The organism is Sphingomonas adhaesiva, assembly GCF_036946125.1.
Taxonomy (GTDB): Bacteria; Pseudomonadota; Alphaproteobacteria; order Sphingomonadales; family Sphingomonadaceae; genus Sphingomonas; species Sphingomonas adhaesiva_A.
In genome coordinates this window covers 1,006,202-1,032,370 of record NZ_JAQIJT010000002.1, presented here as the reverse complement: position 1 = coordinate 1,032,370, position 26,169 = coordinate 1,006,202, and the positions used below count along the sequence as shown (strand labels likewise).

The 26,169-nt window shown below is 69.7% G+C and carries 22 protein-coding genes; 5 read left to right on the top strand and 17 right to left on the bottom strand.

What is annotated here, in order from left to right; genetic code table 11:
* Nucleotides 1-35: 35 nt before the first annotated feature.
* The 5 genes from PGN23_RS11105 to PGN23_RS11085 form a co-directional block, all read right to left on the bottom strand.
* A complete protein-coding gene (locus PGN23_RS11105; RefSeq protein WP_335302934.1) occupies nucleotides 36-515 on the bottom strand; it encodes a glutathione peroxidase in 480 nt (159 codons plus the stop codon).
* Nucleotides 512-1,102, bottom strand: a complete 591-nt coding sequence (locus PGN23_RS11100) for a GNAT family N-acetyltransferase (RefSeq protein WP_335302933.1) — start codon at nucleotides 1,100-1,102, stop codon at nucleotides 512-514. Before PGN23_RS11100 ends, PGN23_RS11105 begins: the two co-directional genes overlap by 4 nt.
* Nucleotides 1,099-1,773: an ABC transporter ATP-binding protein gene (locus PGN23_RS11095; protein WP_335302932.1), complete on the bottom strand. Its 675-nt coding sequence runs from the start codon at nucleotides 1,771-1,773 to the stop codon at nucleotides 1,099-1,101. The genes PGN23_RS11100 and PGN23_RS11095 overlap by 4 nt, the downstream gene beginning before the upstream one ends.
* Nucleotides 1,766-3,016, bottom strand: a complete 1,251-nt coding sequence (locus PGN23_RS11090; RefSeq protein ID WP_335302930.1) for a lipoprotein-releasing ABC transporter permease subunit — start codon at nucleotides 3,014-3,016, stop codon at nucleotides 1,766-1,768. Before PGN23_RS11090 ends, PGN23_RS11095 begins: the two co-directional genes overlap by 8 nt.
* A 657-nt stretch (nucleotides 3,017-3,673) precedes the next feature.
* The gene (locus PGN23_RS11085; RefSeq protein WP_335302929.1) at nucleotides 3,674-6,142 is read right to left on the bottom strand and encodes a TonB-dependent receptor; all 2,469 of its coding nucleotides are present in this window, start codon (nucleotides 6,140-6,142) and stop codon (nucleotides 3,674-3,676) included.
* A 208-nt stretch (nucleotides 6,143-6,350) separates the two neighbouring features.
* Here PGN23_RS11085 and PGN23_RS11080 point away from each other — a divergent pair, with 208 nt between their 5' ends.
* The gene (locus PGN23_RS11080; protein WP_335302928.1) at nucleotides 6,351-6,818 is read left to right on the top strand and encodes an Hsp20 family protein; all 468 of its coding nucleotides are present in this window, start codon (nucleotides 6,351-6,353) and stop codon (nucleotides 6,816-6,818) included.
* 224 nt (nucleotides 6,819-7,042) lie between these two features.
* Here the strand turns inward: PGN23_RS11080 and PGN23_RS11075 are convergent, their stop codons facing one another.
* Nucleotides 7,043-8,530 (bottom strand): replicative DNA helicase, encoded by a 1,488-nt coding sequence (locus PGN23_RS11075; RefSeq protein ID WP_335302927.1) that lies wholly within the window; start codon nucleotides 8,528-8,530, stop codon nucleotides 7,043-7,045.
* Nucleotides 8,531-8,622: 92 nt separating this feature from the next.
* Here PGN23_RS11075 and PGN23_RS11070 point away from each other — a divergent pair, with 92 nt between their 5' ends.
* From PGN23_RS11070 to PGN23_RS11060, 3 genes are read left to right on the top strand one after another with little or no spacing between them, the layout of a single operon-like run.
* Nucleotides 8,623-9,105: a UPF0262 family protein gene (locus tag PGN23_RS11070; protein WP_335302926.1), complete on the top strand. Its 483-nt coding sequence runs from the start codon at nucleotides 8,623-8,625 to the stop codon at nucleotides 9,103-9,105.
* Nucleotides 9,106-9,112: 7 nt separating this feature from the next.
* Nucleotides 9,113-9,787 (top strand): GH25 family lysozyme, encoded by a 675-nt coding sequence (locus PGN23_RS11065; RefSeq protein WP_335302925.1) that lies wholly within the window; start codon nucleotides 9,113-9,115, stop codon nucleotides 9,785-9,787.
* Between the two features lie 8 nt (nucleotides 9,788-9,795).
* On the top strand, nucleotides 9,796-10,230 hold the full coding sequence (locus tag PGN23_RS11060) for a cytidine deaminase (RefSeq protein ID WP_335302924.1): 435 nt from the start codon (nucleotides 9,796-9,798) through the stop codon (nucleotides 10,228-10,230).
* A gap of 234 nt (nucleotides 10,231-10,464) precedes the next feature.
* Here the strand turns inward: PGN23_RS11060 and PGN23_RS11055 are convergent, their stop codons facing one another.
* Both PGN23_RS11055 and radA read right to left on the bottom strand, forming a co-directional pair.
* Nucleotides 10,465-10,755, bottom strand: coding sequence for a DUF2218 domain-containing protein (locus tag PGN23_RS11055; protein ID WP_335302923.1), 291 nt, complete (start codon nucleotides 10,753-10,755; stop codon nucleotides 10,465-10,467).
* A gap of 36 nt (nucleotides 10,756-10,791) precedes the next feature.
* Nucleotides 10,792-12,165 (bottom strand): DNA repair protein RadA, encoded by a 1,374-nt coding sequence (gene radA, locus PGN23_RS11050; RefSeq protein ID WP_335302922.1) that lies wholly within the window; start codon nucleotides 12,163-12,165, stop codon nucleotides 10,792-10,794.
* A gap of 160 nt (nucleotides 12,166-12,325) precedes the next feature.
* Between radA and PGN23_RS11045 the strand changes: the two genes are divergently transcribed.
* Nucleotides 12,326-12,943 carry a hypothetical protein gene (locus PGN23_RS11045; protein WP_335302921.1) on the top strand — a complete coding sequence of 206 codons (618 nt, stop codon included), beginning with the start codon at nucleotides 12,326-12,328 and terminating at the stop codon, nucleotides 12,941-12,943.
* Nucleotides 12,944-13,683: 740 nt separating this feature from the next.
* Here PGN23_RS11045 and alaS read toward each other — a convergent pair.
* From alaS to PGN23_RS11000, 9 genes are all read right to left on the bottom strand, one after another.
* Nucleotides 13,684-16,350, bottom strand: a complete 2,667-nt coding sequence (alaS, locus tag PGN23_RS11040) for an alanine--tRNA ligase (RefSeq protein ID WP_335302920.1) — start codon at nucleotides 16,348-16,350, stop codon at nucleotides 13,684-13,686.
* Nucleotides 16,351-16,410: 60 nt separating this feature from the next.
* Nucleotides 16,411-17,058, bottom strand: a complete 648-nt coding sequence (locus PGN23_RS11035) for a glutathione S-transferase family protein (RefSeq protein ID WP_335302919.1) — start codon at nucleotides 17,056-17,058, stop codon at nucleotides 16,411-16,413.
* Nucleotides 17,055-17,897, bottom strand: a complete 843-nt coding sequence (locus PGN23_RS11030) for a class I SAM-dependent methyltransferase (protein WP_335302918.1) — start codon at nucleotides 17,895-17,897, stop codon at nucleotides 17,055-17,057. Before PGN23_RS11030 ends, PGN23_RS11035 begins: the two co-directional genes overlap by 4 nt.
* Nucleotides 17,898-19,200: 1,303 nt before the next feature.
* A complete protein-coding gene (gene recA / locus PGN23_RS11025) occupies nucleotides 19,201-20,274 on the bottom strand; it encodes a recombinase RecA (protein ID WP_335302917.1) in 1,074 nt (357 codons plus the stop codon).
* A 104-nt stretch (nucleotides 20,275-20,378) separates the two neighbouring features.
* Nucleotides 20,379-21,089: an enoyl-CoA hydratase/isomerase family protein gene (locus tag PGN23_RS11020; RefSeq protein ID WP_335302916.1), complete on the bottom strand. Its 711-nt coding sequence runs from the start codon at nucleotides 21,087-21,089 to the stop codon at nucleotides 20,379-20,381.
* A complete protein-coding gene (locus tag PGN23_RS11015) occupies nucleotides 21,086-21,916 on the bottom strand; it encodes a 4-(cytidine 5'-diphospho)-2-C-methyl-D-erythritol kinase (protein WP_335304576.1) in 831 nt (276 codons plus the stop codon). Before PGN23_RS11015 ends, PGN23_RS11020 begins: the two co-directional genes overlap by 4 nt.
* A 2-nt stretch (nucleotides 21,917-21,918) precedes the next feature.
* Nucleotides 21,919-23,529 carry a tetratricopeptide repeat protein gene (locus tag PGN23_RS11010; protein ID WP_335302915.1) on the bottom strand — a complete coding sequence of 537 codons (1,611 nt, stop codon included), beginning with the start codon at nucleotides 23,527-23,529 and terminating at the stop codon, nucleotides 21,919-21,921.
* Nucleotides 23,530-23,604: 75 nt separating this feature from the next.
* Nucleotides 23,605-25,350 carry a lytic transglycosylase domain-containing protein gene (locus PGN23_RS11005; RefSeq protein ID WP_443019811.1) on the bottom strand — a complete coding sequence of 582 codons (1,746 nt, stop codon included), beginning with the start codon at nucleotides 25,348-25,350 and terminating at the stop codon, nucleotides 23,605-23,607.
* A 65-nt stretch (nucleotides 25,351-25,415) separates the two neighbouring features.
* Nucleotides 25,416-26,147 carry a uracil-DNA glycosylase family protein gene (locus PGN23_RS11000; protein ID WP_335302913.1) on the bottom strand — a complete coding sequence of 244 codons (732 nt, stop codon included), beginning with the start codon at nucleotides 26,145-26,147 and terminating at the stop codon, nucleotides 25,416-25,418.
* Nucleotides 26,148-26,169: the final 22 nt, after the last annotated feature.

The following is a 26,169-nucleotide window of genomic DNA, read 5'->3' as shown; positions in this document are numbered from 1 at the left end:
TACTCCCGTCATGGCGAGCGTGTAGCCTGCCCCCGTCACAGCAGCGCTTCGATATCCTTCTCGATATCTACCGGCTTGGTCGTGGGGGCGTAGCGCTCCACGGTGCGGCCCTCGCGGTCGATCAGGAACTTGGTGAAGTTCCACTTGATCGCCTTCGACCCCAGCACGCCCGGCGCATCCGACTTCAGCTGCGCGAACAGCGGGTCGGTGCCGTCGCCGTTGACGTCGATCTTCGCGAAGACCGGGAAGGTCACGTCATAGGTCAGCGAGCAGAAATTCGCGATCTCCGCCGCATCGCCCGGCTCCTGCGCGCCGAACTGGTTGCAGGGGAAGGCCAGCACCTCGAACCCGCGCTCGCCGTACTTGCGGTGGAGCGCCTCCAGCCCCTGATATTGCGGGGTGAAGCCGCATTTGGAGGCGGTGTTGACGATCAGCAGCACCTTGCCGCGATAAGGCGCCAGCGAGGCGGGGCTGCCGTCGGCGGCCTTCACGGTGAAGTCGGTGATGGCGGTCATCGCGCTCTCCTCAGCAGGAATTCGATATTCGTGCGCACCCCGGGCCATTCGCCCGCGATGATCGAATAGACGACGATATCGCGGACCCGGCCGTTCATCACCTGGTGCGCGCGCAGCACGCCGTCGCGCTTGGCGCCGAGCCGCTCGATCGCCGCCTGCGACCGCTTGTTGAACCAGTCGGTGCGGATCTGCACCACGTTGCACCCCAGCACGTCGAAGGCATGAGTGAGCAGCAGCAGCTTGGCCTCCGTGTTCACGCCGCTGCGCTGGACCGAGCGGGCGTAGAAGGTGCCGCCGATCTCCACGCGGCGATGCGCCTCGCTCATCCGCATCAGCCGGGTGAGGCCGACGACGCGGCCATCGGGCGTCTCGACCGCGAGCGGCAGCGCGCGGCCATAGTCGCGTTCCCTGAGCGCGGCGGCGACGAAGGCGGCGGGATCGGTCAGCCCCGCCACGTTCGCGAAGAACAGCTCGGTCAGGTCGCCGTCGCCCGCCGCGGCGGCCAGCGCGGGGGCATCGTCGACGGTCAGCGGGCGCAAGGTCACGTGACGCCCGATGAGCGTCGGCGTCTCGCGCCAGCGCGTCATTGCAACTGCCCCTCGTGCAGGCGCACGACGCGGTCCATCCGCGCGGCCAGCCGCTCGTTGTGGGTGGCCACCAGCGCGGCCGAGCCCTCGCCGCGGACCAGCCGCAGGAATTCGGCGAGCACGACATCGGCGGTATGCTCGTCGAGGTTGCCGGTGGGCTCGTCGGCCAGCACCAGCGCGGGCCGGTTGGCGAGCGCCCGTGCCACCGCGACGCGCTGCTGCTCGCCGCCGGAGAGCTGCGACGGGCGGTGGGTCAGGCGGTGGCCCACGCCCAGCGCAGTGAGCAGCGTGGTGGCGCGCTCCTCCGCGACGGCCCGGGTGCCGCCCTGGATCAGCTGCGGCAGGACGACATTCTCGATCGCGCTGAAATCGGGCAGCAGGTGGTGGAACTGGTAGATGAAGCCCAGCCGGTCCCGCCGCAGATCGGTGCGCCCCGCGGCGTCCAGCTGCGCCGCTTCCGTACCCGCGATGCGGATCGAGCCGGAGAAGCCGCCCTCGAGCAGCCCCACCGCCTGAAGCAGCGTCGACTTGCCCGAGCCGGACGGGCCGACCAGCGCCACGATCTCACCCGGCGCGATCGCCAGGTCGACGCCGCGCAGGACGTGGATCGTCGTCTCGCCCTGCGTGAAGCTGCGCGCGAGGCCGCGCGTCTCCAGGACCGCGTCACTCATAGCGAAGCACCTGCACCGGGTCCGTACTCGCCGCCTTGTACGCCGGGTAGACGGTCGCGAGGAACGTCATGACGAGCGTGACGATCACGATCAGCGTGATCTCGACCGGATTGGGCTTGGACGGCAGATGCGTCAGGTAGCGGATCGAGGGGTCCCACAGGTTCTGCCCCGTCACCAGCTGGACGAAATCGACGACGGCCTGACGGAAGAACAGGAACACAGCGCCCAGGATGAGCCCCGCGATCGTGCCGAGCACCCCGATCGTGGTGCCGACCGTCATGAAGATCCGCAGCATCGCCCCCCGGCTCGCCCCCATCGTCCGCAGGATCGCGATGTCGCGCGTCTTGGAGCGGACCAGCATGATGAGCGAACTGGCGATGTTGAACGCCGCGACCAGGATGATGATGCACAGCACGACGAACATCGCCACGCGCTCCACCGCCAGCGCGTCGAACAGCTCCGCGTTCAGCCGCCGCCAGTCGGCGACGACGCCGTAACCCTGCACCTTCGCCGACAAGGGAGCCAGGATCGGGCCGACGCGGTCGGGGTCGACGGTCTGGATCTCCACCATGCCGACGCTGTCCCCCATCAGCAGGAACGTCTGCGCATCGGGCAGCGGCATCATGACATAGGCCTTGTCGTAATCGTAGATGCCGACCTCGAACACCGCGGCCACGGTGTAGTTGACGATGCGCGGCACGGTGCCGAACGGCGTCGTCTGCCCCTGCGGGCTGACCAGCGAGATTTCGGAGCCGATCGTGGCACCCAGCGCCTCCGCCAGCCGCGCGCCGATCGCCACGTTGTCGCTGCCGGGGGTCACCGCGTCGAGATTGCCGGCCACCACCTTGCTGCGGATCGCGGGGTTGCCGCGGATGTCCTGCACCCGCATGCCCCTCAGCAGGATGAATTCGGCGCGCCCGTTGTAGGTGGCGAACAGCGGCTGCTCGATCATCGGCACCGCGCTGGTGACGCCGGGGGTCGCCTTCGCCTCGGCGACCACACGGCGCCAGTCGGGCAGGCGGCCGTTGAATCCCTGCACCACCGCATGACCGTTCAGCCCGACGATCTTGTCGAACAGCTCGGCGCGGAACCCGTTCATGACGCTCATCACGATGACGAGTGCCGCGACGCCCAGCATCACCGCGCCGAGCGAGAACCCCGCCACCAGCACGATGAACCGCTCGCCCCGGCCCGGCAGCAGATAGCGCCGCGCGATCATGCTTTCATAGCGCGACAATAACATGGACCAGGCTCTAGGCCGGGCGCCCGCGAGGTGCAACGGGGCCGATCGAGGTGCTGTGGCGATTTCGCCACAGCCGCGCCACATTCGGTTTAGCTCCCGTTCATTTGTATCGACAGCGTCACCATGCGCGGCGCATACGATCGCTACTGGCACACAGGCAAACAGGCCGTGGTTCGGGGAATGTCTTCCAGCCCCGCTTCGTTTCACGAGGCGTGCGGGCGGAGGACTGGATTAGGGGGCTGACGAGCGATCGTCACGCAGGCGCCCGGGTCGTGAAAACGGCCCGGGCGTTTGCGTTGGGGCGCAGTCCGGCAAGCCGGACGGTGCGCCAGCGGCGCAGCGCCCCGATCGGCCGGCGGGCCGGCAACGCCGGACCCGTCCGACGTCAAGCCGGCGGCTTCGCCGTCGGCGGTCCCTCCCTTCGTTATTCCCGCGCAGGCGGGAAATCAGATAGGCCGACGACGAGCCTCCATCACGAACGGCAGCGCGTCTGGATTCCCGCCTGCGCGGGAATGACGGGAGTCCGCGGAACGTCGGCGGCCTTTCCCTCCTCCCTCCGTCATGCCGGACTTGATCCGGCATCCCGCTTCTTCTTTCGTAGTCGTCGCCGGAAGCGTCACCCCGGCTCAAGGCCGGGGTGACGGCGGGGGCGGCCCCTCAGAAGCTCGCTCCGATCGTGATGCCATAGGTCCGCGGGTCGCCGACATTGCCCGCAATCAACCCGGTGTTGCCCGGAGTCGTCGCCAGCACCTCGTAATATTTGTTGTCGAACGCATTGCGGACCCAGCCGAAGACGTTGACCCCGCTGTCGGTGCGATAGCCCAGACGGAAGTTGGCGAGCGTATAACCGTCGATGTCGGTGTAGATCGACCGCGAGGCGTTGGACGAGAATTTGCTGCGCGAATTGGCGTCGACCCCGACATAGGCCTCACCCTGCTGCCCGAAGAGCGCGGCGGGGACGTTATATTCGCCGCCGTAGGAGAAGGCCGCGCGCGAGATGCCCGGCAGCCACTGGCCCGAGATGTCGCACACCACCGGGCTCGCCGCGCCCGGCACGCCCGCGGCCCCCCCGGCGCTTCCGATCGGCGCCGCGGGGCCGCCGGACAATTCCGGCGGGCACGGCGCATTCCTGAAGTCGAGATAGCGGCCATCGGTGATCGCGCTGTTGACGTACACGTTCAGCCGGTCGCTGGGACGGACCGAGACATCGGCCTCCACCCCGCGCACCCGTACCTTACCCGCATTCGCCAGATAGCCGCGCAGCGTCGAGGTGGACTGGTTGTTGACGACCGCCTGATAGTCCTTGATCTGCGTCCAGAAGCCGGTGACGTTCAGCGTGATCCGCCGGTCCCAGAATTGCGACTTCGCGCCGATCTCGAAATGATCGACCTTTTCCGGCGCGATCTGTGCCAGCTGGGTCTGCACCACGCCGTTCACGACCGGCACGCCGTTCAGGTTCAGCCCACCCGATTTGAAGGTGTGGGCATAGGTGCCGTAGATCAGGATATCGCGCGACGGCTTGTAGGACGCGGTAACGTCGTACGTGACGTTCCATGCGCGATACGCCTCGCCCTCGAACGCCTGCGGCTGGATCGCGTCGCGCTGCGCCGCCTGCCGCGCGGTGCCGCCGGTGGCGGGGACGAGGTTGCCCTGCGCATCGCGCACGATGCTGACATAGCTGCCGACCTTGTCGTCGTAGTTGAGGCGAACGCCCGGCGAGAGCGTGACCTGATCGGTCACGTCCCAGTTGAGCTTGCCGAACGCCGCGCCGGAGAAGTTCTTCAGCCGGATGTCGTTGCTCGCGGTCAGCCCGTCGAGCACCGAGGGATCGTTCGCCAGCGCACTGGAGGGATTGATGAGCCAGCGGCTCGCCGCCGACCCCTGCCGCTGGGTGCCGGTGGTGTGGATGTCCTGATAGAAAGCGAATAGCCCGGCGACGTAATTGAACCCCTCGCCCTCGCCCGCGTAGCGGAATTCCTGCGTAAACTGGTCCTGCCGCGTCGGATTCTGCGACAGGGTGGTGATCGGCAGCCCGGTGAAATCGCGGTCGTTCGCGGGCAGCCAGTCCCAGAAGCGCCACGCGGTGACGGAGGTCAGCGTCCCCTCCCCCAGCTGCAATTCGCCGCGCAGCGACACGCCGCCCAGCACGTTGCGCGCCTGAAGCTGCGCATCGAGGTCGGTCACGCGGTCGAAGGCGTTGCGGCTGGGCGGTTCGTAATTGAGCGCGGCCGCCAGCGCATCGAACTGGCGGTTGACCGGGCGCTGCGTGCTGCCGACGCGGACGAAGATCTGCGCGCAGCATTGCGGGTCCTGCCGGCTGTAGTCGCCCGACAGCGTGACGTTGAGCGTATCGCTCGCCTTCCACAGCAGTGCGCCGCGCACGCCCAGATTGTCCTGCGAATTGACGTAGGTGCCGGTGCGCACGTTGTAGATCGTGCCGCGCCGGTCGGTGGTCGACAGGCCCAGCCGCACCGCGACCGTGTCGCCCAGCGGGCCGGAAATCGACGCCTTCGCCTGCTTGAACGCCAGATTGCCCGCGGTCACCTCGGCCCGGCCTTCGAAGGTGAAGCTGGGCGCCTTGCTGGTGATGCTGATCGCGCCCGCGACGGTGTTCTTGCCGTAGAGCGTTCCCTGCGGGCCGCGCAGCGTCTCGATCTGCTGGACGTCGAGGAAGTCGAGCGTCGCCGCCGCCACGCGGCTGAGATAGACCTGATCGATATAGACGCCCACGCCCTGCTCGATCCCGTCGTTGGTCAGCCCCAGCGGCGCGCCCAGCCCGCGGATGTTGACCGAGGAATTGCGCGGGTTGGTGGAGTAGAATTGCAGCGTCGGTTGCAGCTGCTGCAACCGCGCCACGTTGAAGCTGCCGGTATTGTCCAGCTCCTTCACCCCGACGACGGAGATCGGGATCGGCACGTTCTGCACCTGCTCCGAGCGGCGGCGCGCGGTCACGACCACGTCCGCCGCGGCGGAGCTGCGCTGCACCTCCTCCTCGGTACGCGTCGGCGAGCCGGGGGTGCTCGCCCCCACCACGACCTGCGCCGGGGTCGGCTCGGACGGCGTCGTGGGCGGGGTGGCGGCAGTCCCGGCCTGCGCGGCCAGCAACAAGGCAAGCGTGATCGACATCTGTCCCCCTGGATCGGTCTTTCGTTGCCGCGGAAGATGCTGGAGCCGCGATACCCGATCAAGAAAGTAGGAGTTTCAGCGACCCCTTGAAACGCTTCACACCGGCCCCATCTTTTCGGTGTGCGGTGCCGCTGGACGGGCCGCACGGGAACCAGGGTGCCGCGGATGACCGGGCGCCCGCTTCAGATAGCTCATCGGAGGATTTGACATGCGTTTCGACCTGACCCCGTATCGCCGCTCCGCCATCGGTTTCGACCGGCTGTTCGACATGATCGAGCAGAATGCGCGCGGTACGTCCGAAAATTATCCGCCCTTCAACCTGGAGCGCGTGGCGGACGACCGCTATCGCATCACGCTCGCGGTCGCCGGGTTCAGCCGTGGCGAGATCGAGATCGTCGCGCAGCAGAACCTGCTGGTCGTCGCGGGCCGCAAGGATGACAAGGCGGACAACGGCCACTTCCTGCACCTCGGCATCGCCAACCGCAGCTTCGAGCGGCGGTTCGAGCTCGCCGACTTCGTGCTGGTGGAGGACGCACGGCTGAACGACGGCCTGCTGGTGATCGACCTCGTCCGCGAGGTGCCCGAGGCGATGAAGCCGAAGACGATCGCGATCAAGACCGGCGCCCCGCTGACCGCGGTCGAGGACAGCTCGGCCGACGAGTCGAAGGCCGCCTGACGCGACACCCGGGCAAGGGGCCGCGTCGAGGAATTGGCGTCTCTTTGCTCCCTTTTCGAGGCGCCGATGGGGGCGCCCGGGCTGGAAACGGCCCGGGCGCCTTTCCTTTTTTAGCGCGTCCGTTCAGCCTCGTCGTCCAAGGTCCGTTCGGCCTGAGCGACGTCGAAGGCCATGCGCGACGGTGGCCGTGCTTCGACTTCGCTCAGCACGAACGGAGCTTCGGATCAGAACCCCGCGTAATCCGAGAACCGCGTGATCGTGGGATCGAACTTCAGCACCACCTTGCCGGTCGCGCCGTGGCGCTGCTTGGCGACGATCAGCTCGGCGAGCCCGAACACCCGCTCCATGTCCGCCGCCCAGCGCGCGTGATCCTCGAACACGTTCGCCGAATCGCCCTCCATCGGTCGCTTCGGTTCGCGCTGCGCGATGTAATAATCCTCGCGGAACACGAACCAGACCATGTCGGCGTCCTGCTCGATCGAGCCCGATTCGCGCAGGTCGGACAGCATCGGGCGCTTGTCCTCGCGGCTTTCGACCGCACGGCTCAGCTGCGACAGCGCCAGCACGGGGACGTTCATATCCTTCGCCAGCGTCTTGAGCCCGCGTGAAATCTCGGAGATTTCCTGCACGCGGTTGCCGTCGCCCTTCCCCGAGCCCGTCAGCAGCTGGAGGTAATCCACCACGACCAGCCCGATCTCGTTGTTGTGGCGCCGCTGGAGCCGGCGCACGCGGGTGTGGAGCGAGGCGATCGTCAGGCCGCCGGTGTCGTCGATGAAGAACGGCAAATTCTCCAGCTCCGCCGCGGCGGCGGCCAGCTGCTCGAACTCGGCCTTGCTGATCTTGCCCATGCGCAGCGCCTCGGAGCTGATCCGCGACTGTTCCGCCAGGATACGCGTGGCGAGCTGGTCCGCGCTCATTTCCAGGCTGAAGAAGGCGACCTTCGCGCCGACCGACTTCGACGGCGGGATGCCGTCGCGCATGTCGCGCATCCAGCGCTGCGCCGCGTTGAACGCGATGTTGGTGGCGAGCGACGTCTTGCCCATGCCGGGTCGCCCCGCCAGGATCATGAGGTCGGAATGGTGCATGCCGCCGATCTTGGAATTGACGCTGTCCAGCCCGGTGGTGACGCCCGACAGGTTGCCGCCCCAGTTGAGCGCCTTCTCCGCCATCTTCACTGCCATGGTGCTGGCCTGCGCGAAGCTCTTCACGCTGCTCTCGGTCGCGCCCTCCGCGGAGACGCGGAACAGCTCCTCCTCCGCCGCCTCGATCTGCGCGCGCGGGTTCACCTCCTCGCTGGTGTCCATCGCGCGGTCGACCATCGTATGCCCGACCGAGACGAGCGCGCGCAGCATGGCGAGGTCGTAGATCTGCTGCGCGAACTGCCGCGCACCGATCAGCCCGGCGCCGGAGCCCGTCAGGCTGGCGAGATAGGCCACGCCGCCCAGCTCGCGCATCCCCTCGTCCGCCTCGAACATCGGGCGCAGCGTCACCGGCGTCGCCAGCATGTCCTGCGCCCGCAAATTCTTGATCGCGGCGAAGATGCGGCCGTGGACCGGCTCGAAGAAATGGAGCGGCTCCAGCCGGTCGACGATGTCGTCGGCGAGCCGGTTGTCGATCATCATCGCGCCCAGCATCGCCGCCTCCGCCTCCACGTTGCGGGGCAGCTGAACGGGTTCGGCCGGGGCCGGTGCGGGGAATGCCAGAGTCGCCATGCCGTCCTATAGACCGTGCGATCGGGCGGGTTGTAGCCCGCATGCGACGAAAGCTGTGGATAGCGCGCCGCTTCGGCACTATCGGCTCCCGGATGGCCGATCCGCGGATCATCGATATCGAACTGGACGAGCGCACCATCCTGTGGCGCTCGGCCGATATCGAGCAGGAACGGCGGATCGCGATCTTCGACCTGATCGAGGGCAATCACTTCGCCCCGCAGCGCGAACAGGCCGATGGCTATGCCGGGCCGTACCGCGTGCGGCTGTCGGTCGAGGAAGGGCGGCTGGCGATCGAGATCCGGCGCGAGGACGGGACGCCGCTGGAGACGCTGGTGCTGGGGCTGGCGCGTTTCCGCCGGCCGATCAGAGACTATTTCGCGATATGCGACAGCTACTTCCAGGCGATACGTCAGTCGACCCCGCAGCAGATCGAAACCGTCGACATGGCGCGCCGCGGTATCCACAACGAGGCGGCCGAGCTGTTGCAGGAACGGCTGGCGGGCAAGATCGAGATCGACTTCGACACCGCGCGCCGCCTCTTCACCCTCATCTGCGTGCTGCACATCAAGGCTTGAGAACATTATGTGGGGTTTGGGACGCTTCGTGCTGTTCGCGGCGGCGCTGGCGCTGTCCGGCGTGGCGGCGTGGCGCATGGCGATCCGCTGGCATCCGCCGGTCGAGCGCTATCCGTCGCAGGGCGTCGACGTGTCGGAGGCGACGGGCGCGATCGAATGGCCGGTGCTGAAGGGGGCGGGCGCGGAGTTCGGCTATGCGGTCGCGACCGTCGGCGCGACCGCGCGCGACCGCGCGTTCCAGTCGCACTGGGCCGCGATGGCCGCCGCCGGGGTCCGGCGCGGCGCGATCCACGTCTTCTCCTTCTGCCAGCCGCCCGCGGCGCAGGCCGATGCGTTCAACACGGTCGTCCCGCGCGACGATACCGCGCTGCCCGCGGCGATCGCCTTCGCCTTCGACGAGGGCTGCGCCGATCGCCCGGACCGTGGGCATTTGATCGACGGGGTGAAGGACATGATCGAGCGGATCGAATCGCACACCGGCAAGCCCGTGCTGCTGCAGGTGACGAAAAGCGTGGAGAAGGAGTACCATCTGACCGAATCCTTCCATCGCAGCCTGTGGGCGACCGGCAATTTCCTGTCGCCGACCTACGGTGCGCGGGGCTGGCGGATGTGGCGCGCGAGCGACATTCGCCGCGTCGATGGGGTCGAGGGGCCGGTGAACTGGGACGTGGCAGCGAAATGACTGAGGCAATGCGATTGATCGAGGCCGCGCGCGCCGCTGCGGTCCATGCGCACGCACCCTATTCGCGCTTCGCGGTCGGGGCGGCGGTGCTCCTGAGCGACGGCAGCATCGTCACGGGCGCGAATGTGGAGAATGCCAGCTACGGCCTGTCGCTCTGCGCGGAGACGGTCGCGATCGCGACGGTGAGCGCGCAGGGGCGGCTACGCGAGGTGGTGGCGGTGGGGGTCATCGGCGGCGCGATGGACGCCGACGGGCGCGCCATCGGGAGCGATCCGGTGCGCCCGTGCGGCCGCTGCCGGCAGGTGCTGAACGAGGCGGCGCAGCTGGGCGGGCGCGACCTGGCGGTGCATTGCGCCGGCGCTGAGGGCGAAGCGGTGGCGAGCTATCGGTTGTCGGAGCTGCTGCCGGACGCGTTCGGGCCGGGTGATCTGGGGATTTCGTAAGCTGAGGTCGGCGCGTCATCCCCGCGGAGGCGGGAATGACGGTTGTTGGGAACGCACATAATCACCCCCGTCATGCCGGACCCTTCGACAAGCTCAGGAGAGCCTTGTTCCGGCATCCAGGGTTCCGCGCGCCTTGCCCGCCGTTGTACGCGGAACTGCCTTCGCAGGAGCACGGTGAAGTTTTGCAAAGGTCCCGCCTTCGCCGGGGAACGGCGGAATTGCCAAACGATCCTCTTATCCCTCCTGCCAGTCGAACGTCAGCGGCGCCTCGCGGAAGGCAAAGCGGTCGAGATGGCTCGCCACCACCTCGCGCATCCGGGACACGTCCTCGCCCTCCGGCACGGTCAGCACCACGTCGAGCGTCGCGCTGTCGGCCCGCATTTCCAGCACCGATCCGTTCGGAAACGCGATCCGCCCCTCCTCTTCCGAAAAGGTGACCGTCATCTTGTGGCTCCAATGCTTGGCCAGCTGCTGGAGATAGCGGCTGGCCGAGGCGGTCGGCACACGTGCCACGGATGTACTCATGTCGAACTCCTCACTTCGTCCGTGTCCGCCGGCATATCATCCGCGGCCCAGCATGTGATCCACGAACTGTCCCAGCGTCCGGAACGCCGACACCCGCATCGCGTCGGCCTCCGCCCTGGCCGCCACCGGCAGCAGAACCCGCTCGAACCCCAGTTTCGCCGCTTCCTTGAGCCGCAGCGGCGCATGCGCGACCGGACGCAGCTCCCCCGACAGCGCGATTTCGCCGAATGCGACCGCGTCGGCCGGCACCGGCCGCTCGCTCAGCGCAGACACCAGCGCCGCCGCGACCGCCAGATCCGCCGCCGGATCCTGCACGCGGTAGCCCCCGGCGACGTTCAGATAGACCTCGCAGGTCGAAAAACTCAGCCCGCAGCGCGCCTCCAGCACCGCCAGGATCATCGCCAGCCGGGCCGAATCCCACCCGACCACCGAGCGCCGCGGGGTCGCGCCGCTCGCGACGCGCACCACCAGCGCCTGGATCTCGACCAGTACCGGCCGCGTGCCCTCCAGCGCGGGGAAGACGGTGGCGCCGGTGACCCCTTCGTCACGCTGCGTCAGGAACAGCGCCGACGGGTTGGTCACCTCCACCAGTCCCTCCGCCACCATCGAGAACACGCCGATCTCGTCGGTGCCGCCGAAGCGGTTCTTGATCGCGCGCAGGATACGATACTGATGGCTGCGCTCGCCCTCGAAGCTCAGCACGGTATCGACCATATGCTCCAGCACGCGCGGCCCCGCGATCGACCCGTCCTTGGTCACGTGCCCGACCAGTACCACCGCGGTGCCGCGCTCCTTGGCGAAGCGGATCAGCTCCTGCGCACTCGCGCGCACCTGGCTGACGGTCCCGGGGGCGCCCTCGATCAGATCGGAATGCATCGTCTGGATCGAATCGATCACCAGCAGCCGCGGCGGTGTGCCCATGCTCATGGTCGTCAGGATGTCGCGGGTCGAGGTCGCCGAGGCGAGCCGCACCGGCGCATCCCCCAGCCCCAGGCGCCGTGCGCGCAGCCGTACCTGATCCGCAGCCTCCTCGCCGGAGACATAGGCGACGTCGTGCCCCTGCCGCGCCAGCGCGGCCGCTGCCTGCAACAGCAGGGTCGACTTGCCAATTCCCGGATCGCCGCCGATCAGCGTCGCCGATCCGCTCACCAGTCCGCCGCCCAGCGCGCGGTCGAGCTCGGCGATCCCGAAGGCGGTGCGCGGCGGCAGCGCGACCTCCGCGTCCAGGCCGATCATCGCGATGGTGCGCCCGCCGCCCTGAAGGTTGTGCCGCGCCTGGAACGGCGTCGCCGCGGCGCTCGCCTCCTCCACCAGCGTGTTCCACTCCGCACAGTCCGCGCATTGTCCCTGCCAGCGGTGGCTTACCGATCCGCAGGACTGACACACGAAACGCTTCTGGATCTTTGCCATATCGCCCCTTAGCAAGCCAAGAACGATAAGGGAACATCAAGCTGACGTACCGCCGGTTCATGCAGCGTGCAGACTGGCGCGGGCACTATCGGGGAACCGTGATCGTTACTGGTCCGTTGGCCTGCCCAGCAGATCAACAAACGACAAAAGGAGATCCTCTGTGAAGAGCTTTGCCGTTTTCGCCCTCGCGTCCACCATTGCGCTGCCCGCGCTGGCATCGGCGCAAACCGCCGCGCCCGCGGCACAGGCCAGCGCCGGCGTGTCGGTCGGGGCGACCGTCTACGACACCTCGGGCGGGGTCGTCGGCACCGTCGATACCACCGACGGCACCAATGCCGTGGTGAATACCGGCACCGTCAAGGCGGCGATCCCGCTCTCCTCGCTCGGCAAGGGCGAAAAGGGCCCGGTTCTCGCCATGACCAAGGCGCAGCTGGAGGCCGCCGCCAGCCAGCAGCAGGCGCAGGCCAGCGCCGATTTCAAGGCGAAGCTGGTTCCCGGCGCCGCCGTCTACGGCACCGGCGGGGCACAGCTCGGCACGATCAAGTCGGCCGACGCCAGCTTCGTGACGGTGACGACGACCTCGGGCGACGCGAAGCTGCCGGTCGCGGGGTTCGGCCCCGGACCGCAGGGTGTGACCCTCGGGATGACGGCGGATCAGCTGAAGGCCGCCATGGGTGGCGCCGCGGCAACCGCCCCGACCGCCTCGGCGACGGCCGCGACGGAGGCGACCGCCACGGCGGCGACCGATACCGCGGCGCCGGCCAAGAAGAAGAAGTGATCCGGATGGGGGGCGGGCCGCGGGGCCCGCTCCTCTGCCTTGCGCGGCCTTGATTTGCCGCGCGGCTGAAAACATCCGGTTGACGCCAACGATCTTCGCCTCACCGGCGAAGGTGGGACCTCTGCAAAAGGGCTACACCGTGCTCCTGCGTAGGCAGGAGCCCAGGGATGCAGGTCCCATAAGGCGGTGACGTGCTGGGCCCTGGGCTCCTGCCTGCGCAGGAGCACGGCGTGGGCTCGGTGCCGTCGCACCTGTTTTGCAAGGGTCCCGCAAAGGCCGAGGAACAGTTGGGACCCGGTTTCAGCATCATACGAGCGTACCGATGCTGGGTCCCGGCCTTCGCCGGGGCGCAGAAAAGGCGCTTTTGCGAGGGTTTCGCGAAGGCCGAGCCCCAGTAGGGACGGCCACGTTGCCGGTCGCGTAGGGCATTGTCCTACCCGGCCCCGAGCTCCTATCTTCGCAGGACCGCAGCTAGAGCGTGATGACGTGATGTTGACCCGTCGGGACGGAGCGGAATGTCGTTCGTGGATAGGAGCGAGGAGGGAACGGGGCTTTGCCCCCGTGACTGACGAGGGACGACGCCACGAACGACATTCCGCCCGCCGCAAAGCGGTTGTCCTGAGCCGCCCGCCGGACGACGTCGCGCCGCTGGCACGGGCTACCAGCCCGCGCTGCACGTCGCTCCTCGCCGACGAACGGCTCAGGACAATCACGATGGGTCAACATCACGTCATCACGCTCTAGACCGCGGCGACTTCTTCCAGACCCGCGCGCACCGCATCGACCGCCGCCGCCGCCCGGGTCCCGTCGGGGCCACCGCCCTGCGCCATGTCGGGACGGCCACCACCGCCCTGCCCGCCCAGCGCGGCCACGGCACGCTTGAGCAGGTCGACCGCGTTGAACCGCGCGACCAGATCGTCGGTCACGCCGACCGCGACCGAGGCGCGGCCGTCGTTGACCGCGACCAGCATCGCGACGCCCGATCCGATCCGCGCCTTCGTCTCGTCGACCGCGCCGCGCAGCCCCTTGGCATCGAAGCCGTCCAGAACCTGCGCCGAAAAGGCGATGCCGGCCACCGTCTCGGGCCCCTGCGCCGCCGCGCCACCGGCGCCGCCGCCCAGCGCCAGCGCCTTCTTCGCCTCGGCCAGTTCGCGCTCCAGCCGCCGGCGCTCCTCGACCAGCGCGGCGACCCGCGCCGGCACATCGTCGGGTGCGGTCTTCAGCGTCGCCGCGGCCTCGCGCAGCTTCTCGTCGCGCGCGTTCAGATAGGCCCGCGCCGCCTCGCCGGTCAGCGCCTCGACCCGCCGGACCCCGCTCGACACCGCGCTTTCGCCGACGATCTTGAAGACGCCGATGTCGCCCAGCGCCTTCACATGCGTTCCGCCGCACAGCTCGATCGAATAGGTCGTGCCGTCATCCTCGCTGCCCATCGACACGACGCGGACTTCGTCGCCGTATTTCTCGCCGAAGAGCGCCATCGCCCCCATCTCGATCGCGTCGTCGGGGGTCATCAGCCGCGTCTCGACGTTGCCGTTGCCGCGGATCTGCGCGTTGACCGCGGCCTCCGCGACGCCGAGCTCCTCCGCCGACATCGCATGGGGGTGCGATACGTCGAAGCGCAGCCGCTCCGGCGCGACCAGCGAGCCCTTCTGCGCGACATGGCCGCCCAGCTTCTGCCGCAGCGCCTCGTGCAGCAGATGCGTCGCGGAGTGATTGGCGCGGATCGCGGCGCGGCGCGCGACGTCGATCGCCAGCGTCACCGTGTCGCCGACCTTGATCTCGCCCGCGTCGATCCGCGCATGATGCACCCATAATTTGCCGAGCTGCTTGGAGGTGTCGCTCACCTCCGCCGCCAGCCCGGCGTCGCTCGCGATTCTCCCGGCGTCGCCGACCTGCCCACCGCTCTCGCCGTAGAAAGGCGTCTGGTTGACGATCACGTCGACCTGCTCGCCCGCCCGGGCCGAGGTGACGCGCGCGCCGTCCCTGACCAGCGCCAGCACCACGCCCTGCCCGGTGTCGCTGGCATAGCCGGTGAACTCGGTCGCGCCGACTTCCTCGGCCAGGTCGAACCACAATTCGTCCGATGCCTTCGCGCCCGACCCCTTCCACGCGGCCCGCGCGGCCCGCTTCTGCTCCGCCATCGCGGCATCGAACCCGGCCCGATCGACGCGCAGGCCCTGAACCCGCAGCGCATCCTCGGTCAGGTCATAGGGGAAGCCGTACGTGTCATAGAGCTTGAACGCGGTCTCGCCCTTCAGCACGTCACCCGACTTCATGCCCGTCGTGGCGTCATCCAGCAGCCGCAGCCCCTTGTCGAGCGTCTGGCGGAAGCGCGTCTCCTCCTGGCCCAGCGTCGCCTCGATCAGCGGCTGCGCACGCAGCAGTTCGGGATAGGCCGCGCCCATCTCCGCCACCAGCGCAGGCACCAGCCGGTGCATCAACGGCTCCTTTGCGCCCAGGATATGCGCGTGGCGCATCGCGCGACGCATGATCCGGCGCAGCACATAGCCGCGACCGTCGTTGGCGGGCAGCACGCCATCCGCCACCAGGAAGCCGGCGCAGCGCAGATGGTCCGCGATCACACGGTGGCTCGCCTGGTTGGCGCCGTCGGTGGCGGTCTGCGTCAGCGCGCCCGACGCCGCGATCAGCGCCTTGAACGTGTCGGTATCGTAATTGTCGTGGACGCCCTGCAGCACCGCCGCGATACGCTCCAGCCCCATGCCGGTGTCGATCGACGGCCGCGGCAGGTCGCCGACGATCGCATCGGCCTCCTGCACGTGCTGCATGAAGACGAGGTTCCAGATCTCGACGAAGCGGTCGCCGTCCTCGTCCGGGCTGCCCGGGGGGCCACCGGGGATGTGATCGCCGTGATCGTAGAAGATTTCGGAGCACGGCCCGCACGGCCCATCGGCCCCCATCGCCCAGAAATTGTCCTTGGTCGCAATGCGGATGATGCGGTGCTCGGGCAGCCCGGCGATCTTCCTCCACAGATCGAACGCCTGATCGTCGGTATGGAAGACGGTCGCGGTCAGCTTGTCCGGCGACAGCCCCCATTCCTTCGTCAGCAGCGTCCACGCATGCGTGATCGCCTGCTCCTTGAAATAGTCGCCGAAGCTGAAATTCCCCAGCATCTCGAAGAAGGTGTGGTGCCGCGCGGTATAGCCGACATTGTCGAGGTCGTTGTGCTTGCCGCCGGCGCGCACGCACTTCTGCGACGAGGTGGCGGTGGAATAGGGGCGCGTCTCCAGCCCGGTGAACACGTTCTTGAACGGCACCATCCCGGCGTTGACGAACATCAGCGTCGGGTCGTTCTGCGGCACCAACGGCGCGCTGGGCACGATGCGGTGCCCGGCACTGCCGAAATAATCGAGGAACGAGCGCCGGATGTCGTTGGTCGAGATGGTCATGCGCTGCGGCTTAGGCAAAGTCGCCGCGCGCCACAATCCGTGTCGTTTCGTTACCCGCTCTCAGGCATAGGCGTAGGGGCCGCCCTTCTCCAGCGCGCGCTGATACGCCGGGCGCGCGTGGATACGCTCCAGCCAGCCGATCGTGTTCGGCCGCGACGCGTCCAGCCCGGCACGGCTGCGGGCGGCCTCCAGCGGGAAGCTCATCATCACGTCCGCCGCGCTGAAGGCGTCGCCCGCGAACCACGGCTTCGCCGCCAGCGACTGCTCGACGAAATCGAGGTGACGGTCGATCATCGGCTGGACCCGCTTCGTCGCGGCGCGGCCCATCAGCGGGATGCGTCCCAGCACCAGCTTCAGCAGCAGCGGCGGCATCAGCGACCCCTCGGCATAGTGCAGCCAGAAGCGGTAGGCGAGCGCCTCGTCCCGGCGCGGCGGCGCACCGAGCCGGCCGTCCGCCTTGTCGACCAGATATTCGACGATCGCGCCGGTCTCCGCCACGACGCGCGCACCGGACGCGCCCTGCTCCTCGTCATCCTCGATCACCGGCGACTTGCCGAGCGGGTGGACGCGGCGCAACTCCGGCGGGGCCTGCATCGTCTTCCTGTCGCGCTCGTAGCGGGTGACGCGGTACGGCAGGTCCAGTTCCTCCAGCATCCACAGCACGCGCTGCGAGCGTGAGTTTTCCAGGTGATGGACGGTGATGGTCATGCGGCTTCCCCTGCGCGTGCGGTCCAGATCCAGATCGCAGCACTGAACGTCACCGCGCCGCCGTGTATCCGCGTGGCGAGCATCTCCCCCAGCCTGGCCTCCAGCGATGCGCGTTCGTCCGATGCGGCGGCGGCGAGGATCGCGGCGGCCGAGCCGATGCGGCGGTAGAAGGCGAGCGCGTCCGCCACGGGATCGTCCCCCGCGCCGACGACATAGGGGACGTCGTGCGGGACCGCCGCCGCGTCGACCCACCCGGCCCGCCGCAGGATATCCGCCGTCGCGGCGGGGTCGGCAAGCGCATAAGGCCCCGGCGCATAGCCGGTGCCGGCAGGCTGGACGCCCAGGACCCGGTCCACGGCGTGCGACCAGTCGTTTTCGACCCGCGCGCGAAAGCAGGAGAAGACCAGCGGCGCGCCGGGCGCCGCCGCCCCCCGCAGCGCGGCAAAGCCTGCGACGGGATCGTCGAAGAACATCACGCCGTGGCGCGAGATCATCAGGTCGACCGGCGCCAGCGACGACGCGACCGCGACGGCATCGCCGACTTCGAACACCGGGCGGGCGTCCCCCGACACCGCCGCGCGCCGCACGCGTGCTACTGCGATCAGCGCGGCGGCGAGATCGACCCCGGTCACCTCCATCCCCGGACGCGCGTCGGCCAGCGCCAGCGTCGTGCTGCCCACCCCGCATCCGATGTCGAGTGCGCGGCCGGACGAGGGCGCTATCTCCGCGACCGCGCGATCCAGAGCGGCCGCGATCCCGGCGAAGGCGCGCTCGGTGCGGCGCCATTCGTCGGCCCACGCACGTCCCACCCGCCCGCTCCAGTCCGCCGCGCCCGTCATCGCTCACCTCGTCGCTCTTTGCGATCGCCAGAGATGTCCGATCGGTGCATGACGCGCCAGTGCCATCGGGAGGCCGGTCCTGCCGCTCGGGCGCAGGCGACGGGATGTCGGGAGAGATGCCGCTGGTTTTGAGCCACAAAAGCCGGCGTGAGCGGTCAATGCACTATGGGCGCGGAGGCGGCGAACCGGGCCGCCGTTCCGGGCGACCCGAGATGCATCGACGGCAAAAACGACATCATCGTCCGAGCACGACGTGAGCGAAACCCTTGCAAAAGGCTACTCCGTGCTCCTGCGCAGGCAGGAGCCCAGGGCCAGGCAGAGCAACGCCTCGTGGGGCATGCAACCCTGGGCTCCTGCCTGCGCAGGAGCACGGAATGGATTCGGTGCTGTTGCACCCGTTTTGCAAACGTCTCACCTGAACCAGGGTGATCGGCGGCACGACCGTTACGACGTCAGCGCGAACACGGGCTCTCCGATCGAGGCGACCTGAAACGCGCAAGGGGCGCGAGCGACGCCGTACCCCAAGCACAAAGAAAGCCCGGGCGAGCGGCCGCGCGATCGTCACTGCGATGTGGCGGAGAACAGGTCGCCGAGGGAGGAGAGCTTAAACGCGTCGAGGGCGGAAGCGACGCCTCTCGGAGCGCGAATAGAGCGCACGCGAGTGACTGCGCGACCGTTGCTGCGTTGCAGCGGATAACAGGTTGCCGACCGGCGCAATCTGAAGCGCGTCGAGGCCGCGAACGACTCCCTCTTGCGAGCGCGAAGAAAGCCCTGGCAAGCGGCAGCGCGACCGTCACTACGTCGTGGCGAACACGGGCTCTCCGATCGAGGCGACCTGAAACGCGTCGAGGGCGCGAGCGACGCCGTCCACCGAGCACCACCTCAACCCGTGTCATCGATAGCGCGAGCGTGGCACAGCGCGATGGACGACTCTCCGCCGGCGAAGACGATGCCAGACGCGTCGACCGGAGATACGACGCATATGGCCAGCGCATGACGGAACGCCGCACCATCCGCCGCCCGATCGTCGCGACGCTGGGGTGAGCGAGATGCCGCGGGGCGGGTCTATCCGGAAAGTCTTCCTGGCTGGAAGAACGCCATCGCCAAGTATCGAACGACGCAATGCATCGCCGCGCGCTGTAAAGGGGCCATCACGGACGCCGCAAACGCCGTCCGACGCTCCGCGCCCCTTACGCCTCCACCCAGTCGCGGCGGAGCCTCTCACACGATGCCGACGGACACGATAAGGCCCGCCGTTCCCGGCGGGCCGCTCATCATCCATTCCGCGGCAGGCGGTCCGGCTTCAGAGGTCGTCTTCCTCGCTCGGGCCGGCCATCATCTCGTCGGCTACCTGAGCGGTACGGGCGCGGATCGCCTTCTCCAGACGCTCCGCCATTTCCGGGTTCTCGCGCAGGAAGGTCTTGGCATTCTCACGCCCCTGACCGATCCGCACCGAATCGTAGGAGAACCACGCGCCGGACTTCTCCACCAGCCCGGCCTTCACGCCCAGGTCGAGGATCTCGCCGATCTTCGAGATGCCCTCCCCGTACATGATGTCGAACTCGACCTGCTTGAACGGCGGCGCGACCTTGTTCTTCACCACCTTCACGCGCGTCGCGTTGCCGGTCACCTCGTCGCGGTCCTTGATCGCGCCGGTGCGACGGATGTCGAGACGGACCGAGGCGTAGAACTTCAGCGCATTGCCCCCCGTCGTCGTCTCCGGGTTGCCGTACATCACGCCGATCTTCATGCGCAGCTGGTTGATGAAGATCACCATGCAGCGCGAGCGGCTGATCGACCCGGTCAGCTTGCGCAGCGACTGCGACATCAGCCGCGCCTGAAGACCGACGTGGCTGTCGCCCATCTCGCCCTCGATCTCGGCGCGCGGCACCAGCGCGGCGACCGAATCGACCACCAGCACGTCGATCGCGTTCGAGCGCACCAGCGTGTCGGTGATCTCCAGCGCCTGCTCGCCCGTGTCGGGCTGCGATACGATCAGTTCGTCGATGTTGACGCCCAGCTTGCGCGCATAGACCGGGTCCAGCGCGTGCTCGGCGTCGACGAACGCGGCGGTGCCGCCGTTCTTCTGCGCCTCTGCGATGACATGGAGCGCGAGCGTGGTCTTGCCCGAGGATTCAGGGCCATACACCTCGATCACGCGGCCGCGCGGCAGACCGCCGACGCCGAGCGCGATGTCGAGACCGAGCGATCCCGTGGAGATCGCCTCCACCTGCATCGCCTCTTTCTGCCCCAGTTTCATCGCCGAGCCCTTGCCGAAGGCGCGGTCGATCTGCGCGAGCGCGGCGTCGAGCGCCTTCTGACGGTCTGTATTCGCGGTTGCCATGCCGGTATCGATCACCTGAAGTTTGGCGGCCATTGCCGTGAAACCTTTCGCTAGAGCACCCGCGCGGACCAATCAACGCGTGGAGAGTGTGTATTCCATTTGTTCCAAGAGAACAAGTGGGCAACATTGCGCGCGAATCAAGGGGTTCGGCGATAGCGCGCGACGCCGGCGGCGAAGGCGGGGGACGAAAACGACGATTCGAACGCGTCATTTAGCGCAGGTGCGGACGCGTCGCGCAGCGTCCGCTTGAGCAAACGGAGCGCCGCGGCGTCGTTTTGCGCGATCGAACGCGCGATGTCGGCACCGTCCGCGATCATATCGACGAGACCGATGCGCCAGGCCTCGCCCGCGTCGATCGGCGCGGCGGTGAAAAGAAGGCGCGCCGCCTGCCCCTGGCCCAGGCGCGCCGCCAGCCGGGCGACATCGGGCGCGGGATAGCCGATCCCGAGCCGCGCCGGCGGGATCGCGAAATGCGCCGCGGGCGAGGCGACGATCAGGTCGCACGCCAATGCCAGCGCCACCCCGGCGCCGAAGCAGCCGCCGTCGACCCAGGCCACCACCGGCATCGCGCGCGCGCGGATCGCCTCCATCGCCGCCGCCATCGCGCAGCGGAAGGCGGCGCGCGCGGGGACATCCTCGACCAGCCGAGCGAGATCCGCGAGGTCCGCGCCCGCGCTGAAGATGCCGGGCACCCGCGAGGCGATGACGAGCACCCGCGCCGTATCCGGCACGTCCGCGACGATCTGCGCCAGCGTGCGCCAGGCCGTCGTCGGCAAGGCGTTGCGCGCGGCGGCGCGGTCGAGCGTGACGGTCGCGACGCCGTCGTCGTCCAGCGACAGCGCGATCATGCGATCGTCGTGGCGAGCCGCCACCAGCCCGGATGCGCCAGCGCGACCGCACGATCGGCGGCGTCGCGCGCGGCCATGTCGTCGAACAGCGCAAAGCAGGTCGCGCCCGAGCCGGACATGCGCGCCAGCACCACGCCGGGCTGCGCGGCGAGCACCTCGATCAGCCCGCGCACCTCGGGCGCGATCGCCTCCGCGGCCGCTTGCAGGTCGTTGCGCCCCGCCCGCCCGCGCGCCAGCGTGTCGCCCGCGCCGATCCCGCCGCGATCGACGCCGTCCCAGCGCGCGAACACCGCGGCGGTGGATACGCCGACGAGCGGATTGACCAGCAGCGAGGGCATGTCGCCCAGCCCGGCAAGCGGCTCCAGCGCGTCGCCGCGTCCGCTGCCGAAGGCGGCGCGCCCGAACAGGCAGGCCGGCACATCCGCGCCCAGCGACGCCGCCAGCGCCACCAGCCGCGGGTCGTCGCCCGCGACCCCGTGCAGCCGGGCCAGCGCGCGCAGCGTCGCCGCGGCATCCGCCGACCCGCCGCCGATCCCGGAGGCGACCGGCAGCCGCTTGTCGAGCGTGATCGCATGGGCCGCGTCGACACCGAAGGCCGCTGCAAATCCGTCACGCGCGCGCAGGACGAGATTGTCGTCCTCCGCCGCCAGCCCGGCGGCGAACGGCCCCGCGATCGCGAAGGATGGCCGATCGGCCCGCACCACGGTCACGACGTCCCCGTCGCGTGCGAAGACGAACAGCGTCTCCAGCTCGTGATAGCCGTCGCCGCGACGGCCTCTCACGTGAAGCGCCAGGTTCAGCTTGGCGGGCGCCGCCTCTACCAGCATCGTCACAGCCCGTCCGCGATCTTGCGATCGAGCCGCGCCGCCACGTCACCCTCGGCCTCCACGCGTGCGGCCCTCCAGGCGTATCGCGCCTCGTAGCGCCGGCCCGCCTGCCAATACAGGTCGCCCAGATGCTCGCCGACCTCGGGATCGCCGGGGCTGGCGGCCGCGGCGCGTTCGAGCAGCGGCAGCGCGCGCGCGGATTGCCCCCGGCGATGGAGCGCCCAGCCGAGCGAATCGATGATCGCGGGATCGTCGGGGCGCCTGGCGGCGGCCCGCTCCAGCATCGCCTGCGCCTCGGCCAGCCGCTCGCCGTGATCGACCAGCGAATAGCCGAGATAGTTGAGCACGAGCGGATCGTCCGGAGACAGCGCGTGCGCACGGTCCAGCGCGGCGCGCGCCTCGGGCCAGCGCCCGGCGCGATCGAGCGCGGCGCCGAGCTGGAGCCAGTCGGTGCCATCGGCGGCGTCCCCGGCCCGCTCGACCAGGCTGCGGTACAGCGGAACGGCGGCGGCGCCCTCTCCCGCCGCCAGATACAGATCGGCCAGCCGCCGGATGTCGGAGGGCGTCGCGTCCGGGGCCGCGGCGGCGGCGCGCGCGGCCGCCAGCGCGTCGACCGGACGATCGGCCTCCGCCAGCAGCTGCGCGCGTCCGGCCGCCGCGGCGCGCGCGTGGATGCTGTCGCCCGGGATCTCCGCCAGCGTCGCCAAAGCGGCATCGAGCGCGCCGTCCTTCGCCAGCGCACCCGCCAGCAACAGTCGGGCGCGGTCGTTGCGCGGATCGGCGCGCAAGGCGGCGCGGGTGAGCGCGAACGACATCGGTCCGGGCGCACCCAGCGCCAGGTCCGAGGCGACGCGCGCGAACAGATGCGACGTACCGAACGCCAGCGACGCGTCGCGCCCCTCCGGCCGGGCGCGAAGCGCGACGATCGCGGGGGCGTCACCCGTCAGCAGCGTCTCCGCCGCGGCACTCTCGCCCCGCGCCACGAGCAGCCGTGCCGCGGCTAGGCGGTTGTCCTGCGCCGCCTGGTCGTTGCCGAGCACCGCGCGCAGGGCGGCGAGGCCCGGCGCGGTCTGCCCGGTGGCGAGCAGGACCAGCGCCCGCGTCTCCCGCGCCAGGCGTCGCGCGACCACGTCGTTCCCGGGAGCATCCAGCGGCGACAGCGGATCGGCCTGCCTCGCCTCTACCGCGATCCAGGCCTTCAGCGACGGCGCGAAGATGCGCATCGGGCCGGTGCCGAGCGCGGCGACCGCGGTGCGCGCAGCGGGCAGGTCGCCGGCCTGCGCGGCCTTCGCCACCGCCAGCAGCCCGGCATCGTTCGGCGCGACGCCGCGCGCGGTCAGGATCGCGGCGGCGCGATCCGCCAGCGCCATGTCGCCGCCGCGGACGCCCTCGCGATAGGCACGCAGCGCGAGCGCGACATCCGCGGGCGCCGCATCGAGCGCGGTCGCATAGGCGCGGGTGGAGGTGGACAGGTCGCCCGCCGCCTCCGCGATCCGCGCGCGGGCATAGGCGGCGGCGATGTCCGCGCCGGCGGCGGCGAAGGCCGGTGCGGCACCTGGCGAAACCGCCGCGACAGCCAGCGCGGCGGCGAACAACGGGGCGGATCGGGTCATCGCCGGACCTATGCGGCACGGCTTCCCATGCGGCAAGGGCGTGCCGATCGGGGCGCGCCGATCGGGGCGCGCCGATCAGTCGGCGGTGGCGCGCACCGGCACGGTTGCGTTGGAGGCGAGCGCGGTGTTGGTCGACTGGCCCGTCATCCGCACCGCGGTGGCACCCGGCAAGCCGGGGAAGCGCGGCCACATCCCCTGCGCCAGCGCGACGCGGCTGGGGCTCTGCGTCTTGCCGCCCTGCGCCTCGTACATCCAATAGTTGCGCAGCACCGTCACGACATAGCCGCGCGTCTCCCAATAGGGGATGCTCTCGATATAGAGCAGCGGGTCGCCGCCGTCGCGGACGATGCCGTTCCACTCGCCGACCGGCTTCGGCCCGGCGTTATAGGCGGCGATGACCTTGGGCAGCAGCCCGCCGGTCAGCCCCATGTCGCGCAGCTTCTCGATATGGCGCTGGCCGATGTCGATGTTGGTCGACGGCCGCGTCAGCGCCGCCTGATCGACGGTCAGCCCGCGCTCGCGCATATAGTCGGTCGCGGCGGCGGGCATGATCTGCATCAGGCCATAGGCGCCCGCGGGGCTGCGCACCTTCGAACGGAAGCCCGATTCCTGGAGCGTGTGCGCGTAGACGAGCGCACGGTCGATCCGCCACCCGGTGTCGGGGGTCCAGTTCGGCATCGGATAGCGCGTGTCGGGGGTCGCGCTGACCCCCTGCGGCATGTTGTGCGCCATCCAGACGACCGTCGCGGGCAGGTCGAGCGTCTCGGTAAAGCGGATCAGGCTGGCATAGTCGGACGGATCGCCGATCCGCGCCTGCTGGCGCAGCACGCCATCGGCGGCGTCGTTCTCGCCGATCTCCGCCAGCGCGGCGGCGACGCGGACATTCGGGCGGCGCTCCAGCCGCGCCCAGTCGCTGGTCACGCGCTGCGGGCGCAGCCGGTCGATCGGCAGCCCGAGCGCCTGCCGCGCGAGCAGGCCGTAGAAGGTTTCCTTATATTGCGCGGCGTTCTTCAGCCGCCCCTCGACCCGGTCGGGGCGGCCGCACATCATGTCGGCACGCGCCGCCCAATAGAGCGCGGTGGCGCGCAGGTCGGTGTCGGTCGCGCGCGCGGCGACATTCTCGAACGCCGGCTGGACCGCGGCGCAATCCTTCTGTCGCCACGCCGAAAGCGCGGACGTCCAGCGCGCCTGCACCGTCCAGTCGCCCACACCGGCGGCGGCGCGATCCGCCAGGTCGCGCGCCTGGCGGTCATAGCCCTGGAGGAAATAGATCCACGCGATCCGCGCCTGCCACTCGGTCTGCGCCTCCGGGGTCAGTCCCGGCGTCGCCTCCAGCAGCGCCTGCGCCTCGGCCCCCATGTCCGCCTTCACCAGCGGCTGCATCCTCGTCGCGAGGTCGGCGGCGATCAGGTCGCTCTTCGTCGCCCTGGCGCGCGCGCGGACCGGGGCACCGTCGTTCCAGACCAGCCGCTGCTGCGCGGGCAGCACCGGCACCTCGACCACGCCGCGCGCCTTCGCGACGCGCACCAGCGCCTCCGCCTGCGGCAGCTCGGGCGCCTCCGCCAGCAGCTTCAGCACCGGATCGGCCTCGACCCTCGGACTGCCCTTCGCGGTGTAGAGCTCGGCGCGCGCATAGGCGTGGAGCGGCCCCGGAGCCATCGTGTCGAGCGCGATCTGCGCATCCGCCCAGCGCCCCTCGCGCAGCGCGGCGAAGACGGTGCGGTAGCCGGTGCGCTGTTCGGGCGAGAGTTGCGCGGGGACGCCGGGGCTGGCGCCAGAACCGGCGCCCGGACCGGCGGCCGGCGGCGCGGGGGGCGCCATCGGCTCCGCCGATGCGGGCGCGACCGTCATGGCCAGCAGCGCCGCCGCGATTCCCCACCCCTTCGTCACGTGCGCTCCGTCCCCGTCAGCATCAACAGATCTCTCCATGCCTCGGCCTTGGCGGCGGGCCGATCCAGCAGGAAGCGCGGATGGTGGGTCGCCACGACCTCGGCAATTGTCGCGTTTTTATGGTTAAGTGGCTGTAAACGGCCACGCGCCTCCGCGACGTTCGTCGCCAGAAGCGCACGGGTCGCCGCATCGCCCATCGCCATCACGCGCTTCGGCCGCGCCAGCGCGACGTGATGGCGCGCGATGTCGGCCAATCGCTCCTCGATCTCGCGCGGCACGCGGCCGGTGGTCGGGCGGCGGGTGCAGACCGACGCGATCGCGACGTCCGCGCGCGAGCGGCCGATCGCGGCGAGCATGCGGTCGAACAGCCGCCCGACCTCGCCCTCCATCAACGTCTCGCGATCGCCCCGCTCCGGGCAATCGACGAAGAACAGCAGGTCCGCCCCCGCCGCCCCGCTCGCCGCGATCGCCGCGCCGCCCCATTTCGCCTCCGGCGCGGTGTCGCCGGTCCGCCACGCGACGAAGGCGTCCCAGCTGTCGGGCATCGCCGCCGGTGCGGGCGCCGCGTCGGGCGCAGGTGCCGGGTGCTGCGGGATCGAATGCGCCACCGGAGCGGCCAGCCAGTCGAAGCGTTCGTCCTCCACCAGCACGTCGACGCCGGCATCGTGCCACCAGTCGAGCGCGCTCGCCGCCGCCGCGGCCCAGTCGAGATTTTGGTCAGCCCCCATCGCGCGTATTAGGATGCGAGGT

Bases quoted from the DNA above. Each gene is read 5' to 3' on its own strand.
- PGN23_RS11105 (WP_335302934.1), bottom strand. From the start codon at position 515: ATGACCGCCATCACCGACTTCACCGTGAAGGCCGCCGACGGCAGCCCC.
- PGN23_RS11100 (WP_335302933.1), bottom strand. From the start codon at position 1,102: ATGACGCGCTGGCGCGAGACGCCGACGCTCATCGGGCGTCACGTGACC.
- PGN23_RS11095 (WP_335302932.1), bottom strand. From the start codon at position 1,773: ATGAGTGACGCGGTCCTGGAGACGCGCGGCCTCGCGCGCAGCTTCACG.
- PGN23_RS11090 (WP_335302930.1), bottom strand. From the start codon at position 3,016: ATGTTATTGTCGCGCTATGAAAGCATGATCGCGCGGCGCTATCTGCTG.
- PGN23_RS11085 (WP_335302929.1), bottom strand. From the start codon at position 6,142: ATGTCGATCACGCTTGCCTTGTTGCTGGCCGCGCAGGCCGGGACTGCC.
- PGN23_RS11080 (WP_335302928.1), top strand. From the start codon at position 6,351: ATGCGTTTCGACCTGACCCCGTATCGCCGCTCCGCCATCGGTTTCGAC.
- PGN23_RS11075 (WP_335302927.1), bottom strand. From the start codon at position 8,530: ATGGCGACTCTGGCATTCCCCGCACCGGCCCCGGCCGAACCCGTTCAG.
- PGN23_RS11070 (WP_335302926.1), top strand. From the start codon at position 8,623: ATGGCCGATCCGCGGATCATCGATATCGAACTGGACGAGCGCACCATC.
- PGN23_RS11065 (WP_335302925.1), top strand. From the start codon at position 9,113: ATGTGGGGTTTGGGACGCTTCGTGCTGTTCGCGGCGGCGCTGGCGCTG.
- PGN23_RS11060 (WP_335302924.1), top strand. From the start codon at position 9,796: ATGCGATTGATCGAGGCCGCGCGCGCCGCTGCGGTCCATGCGCACGCA.
- PGN23_RS11055 (WP_335302923.1), bottom strand. From the start codon at position 10,755: ATGAGTACATCCGTGGCACGTGTGCCGACCGCCTCGGCCAGCCGCTAT.
- radA (WP_335302922.1), bottom strand. From the start codon at position 12,165: ATGGCAAAGATCCAGAAGCGTTTCGTGTGTCAGTCCTGCGGATCGGTA.
- alaS (WP_335302920.1), bottom strand. From the start codon at position 16,350: ATGACCATCTCGACCAACGACATCCGGCGCTCGTTCCTCGATTATTTC.
- PGN23_RS11035 (WP_335302919.1), bottom strand. From the start codon at position 17,058: ATGACCATCACCGTCCATCACCTGGAAAACTCACGCTCGCAGCGCGTG.
- PGN23_RS11030 (WP_335302918.1), bottom strand. From the start codon at position 17,897: ATGACGGGCGCGGCGGACTGGAGCGGGCGGGTGGGACGTGCGTGGGCC.
- recA (WP_335302917.1), bottom strand. From the start codon at position 20,274: ATGGCCGCCAAACTTCAGGTGATCGATACCGGCATGGCAACCGCGAAT.
- PGN23_RS11020 (WP_335302916.1), bottom strand. From the start codon at position 21,089: ATGATCGCGCTGTCGCTGGACGACGACGGCGTCGCGACCGTCACGCTC.
- PGN23_RS11015 (WP_335304576.1), bottom strand. From the start codon at position 21,916: ATGCTGGTAGAGGCGGCGCCCGCCAAGCTGAACCTGGCGCTTCACGTG.
- PGN23_RS11010 (WP_335302915.1), bottom strand. From the start codon at position 23,529: ATGACCCGATCCGCCCCGTTGTTCGCCGCCGCGCTGGCTGTCGCGGCG.
- PGN23_RS11005 (WP_443019811.1), bottom strand. From the start codon at position 25,350: ATGGCGCCCCCCGCGCCGCCGGCCGCCGGTCCGGGCGCCGGTTCTGGC.
- PGN23_RS11000 (WP_335302913.1), bottom strand. From the start codon at position 26,147: ATGGGGGCTGACCAAAATCTCGACTGGGCCGCGGCGGCGGCGAGCGCG.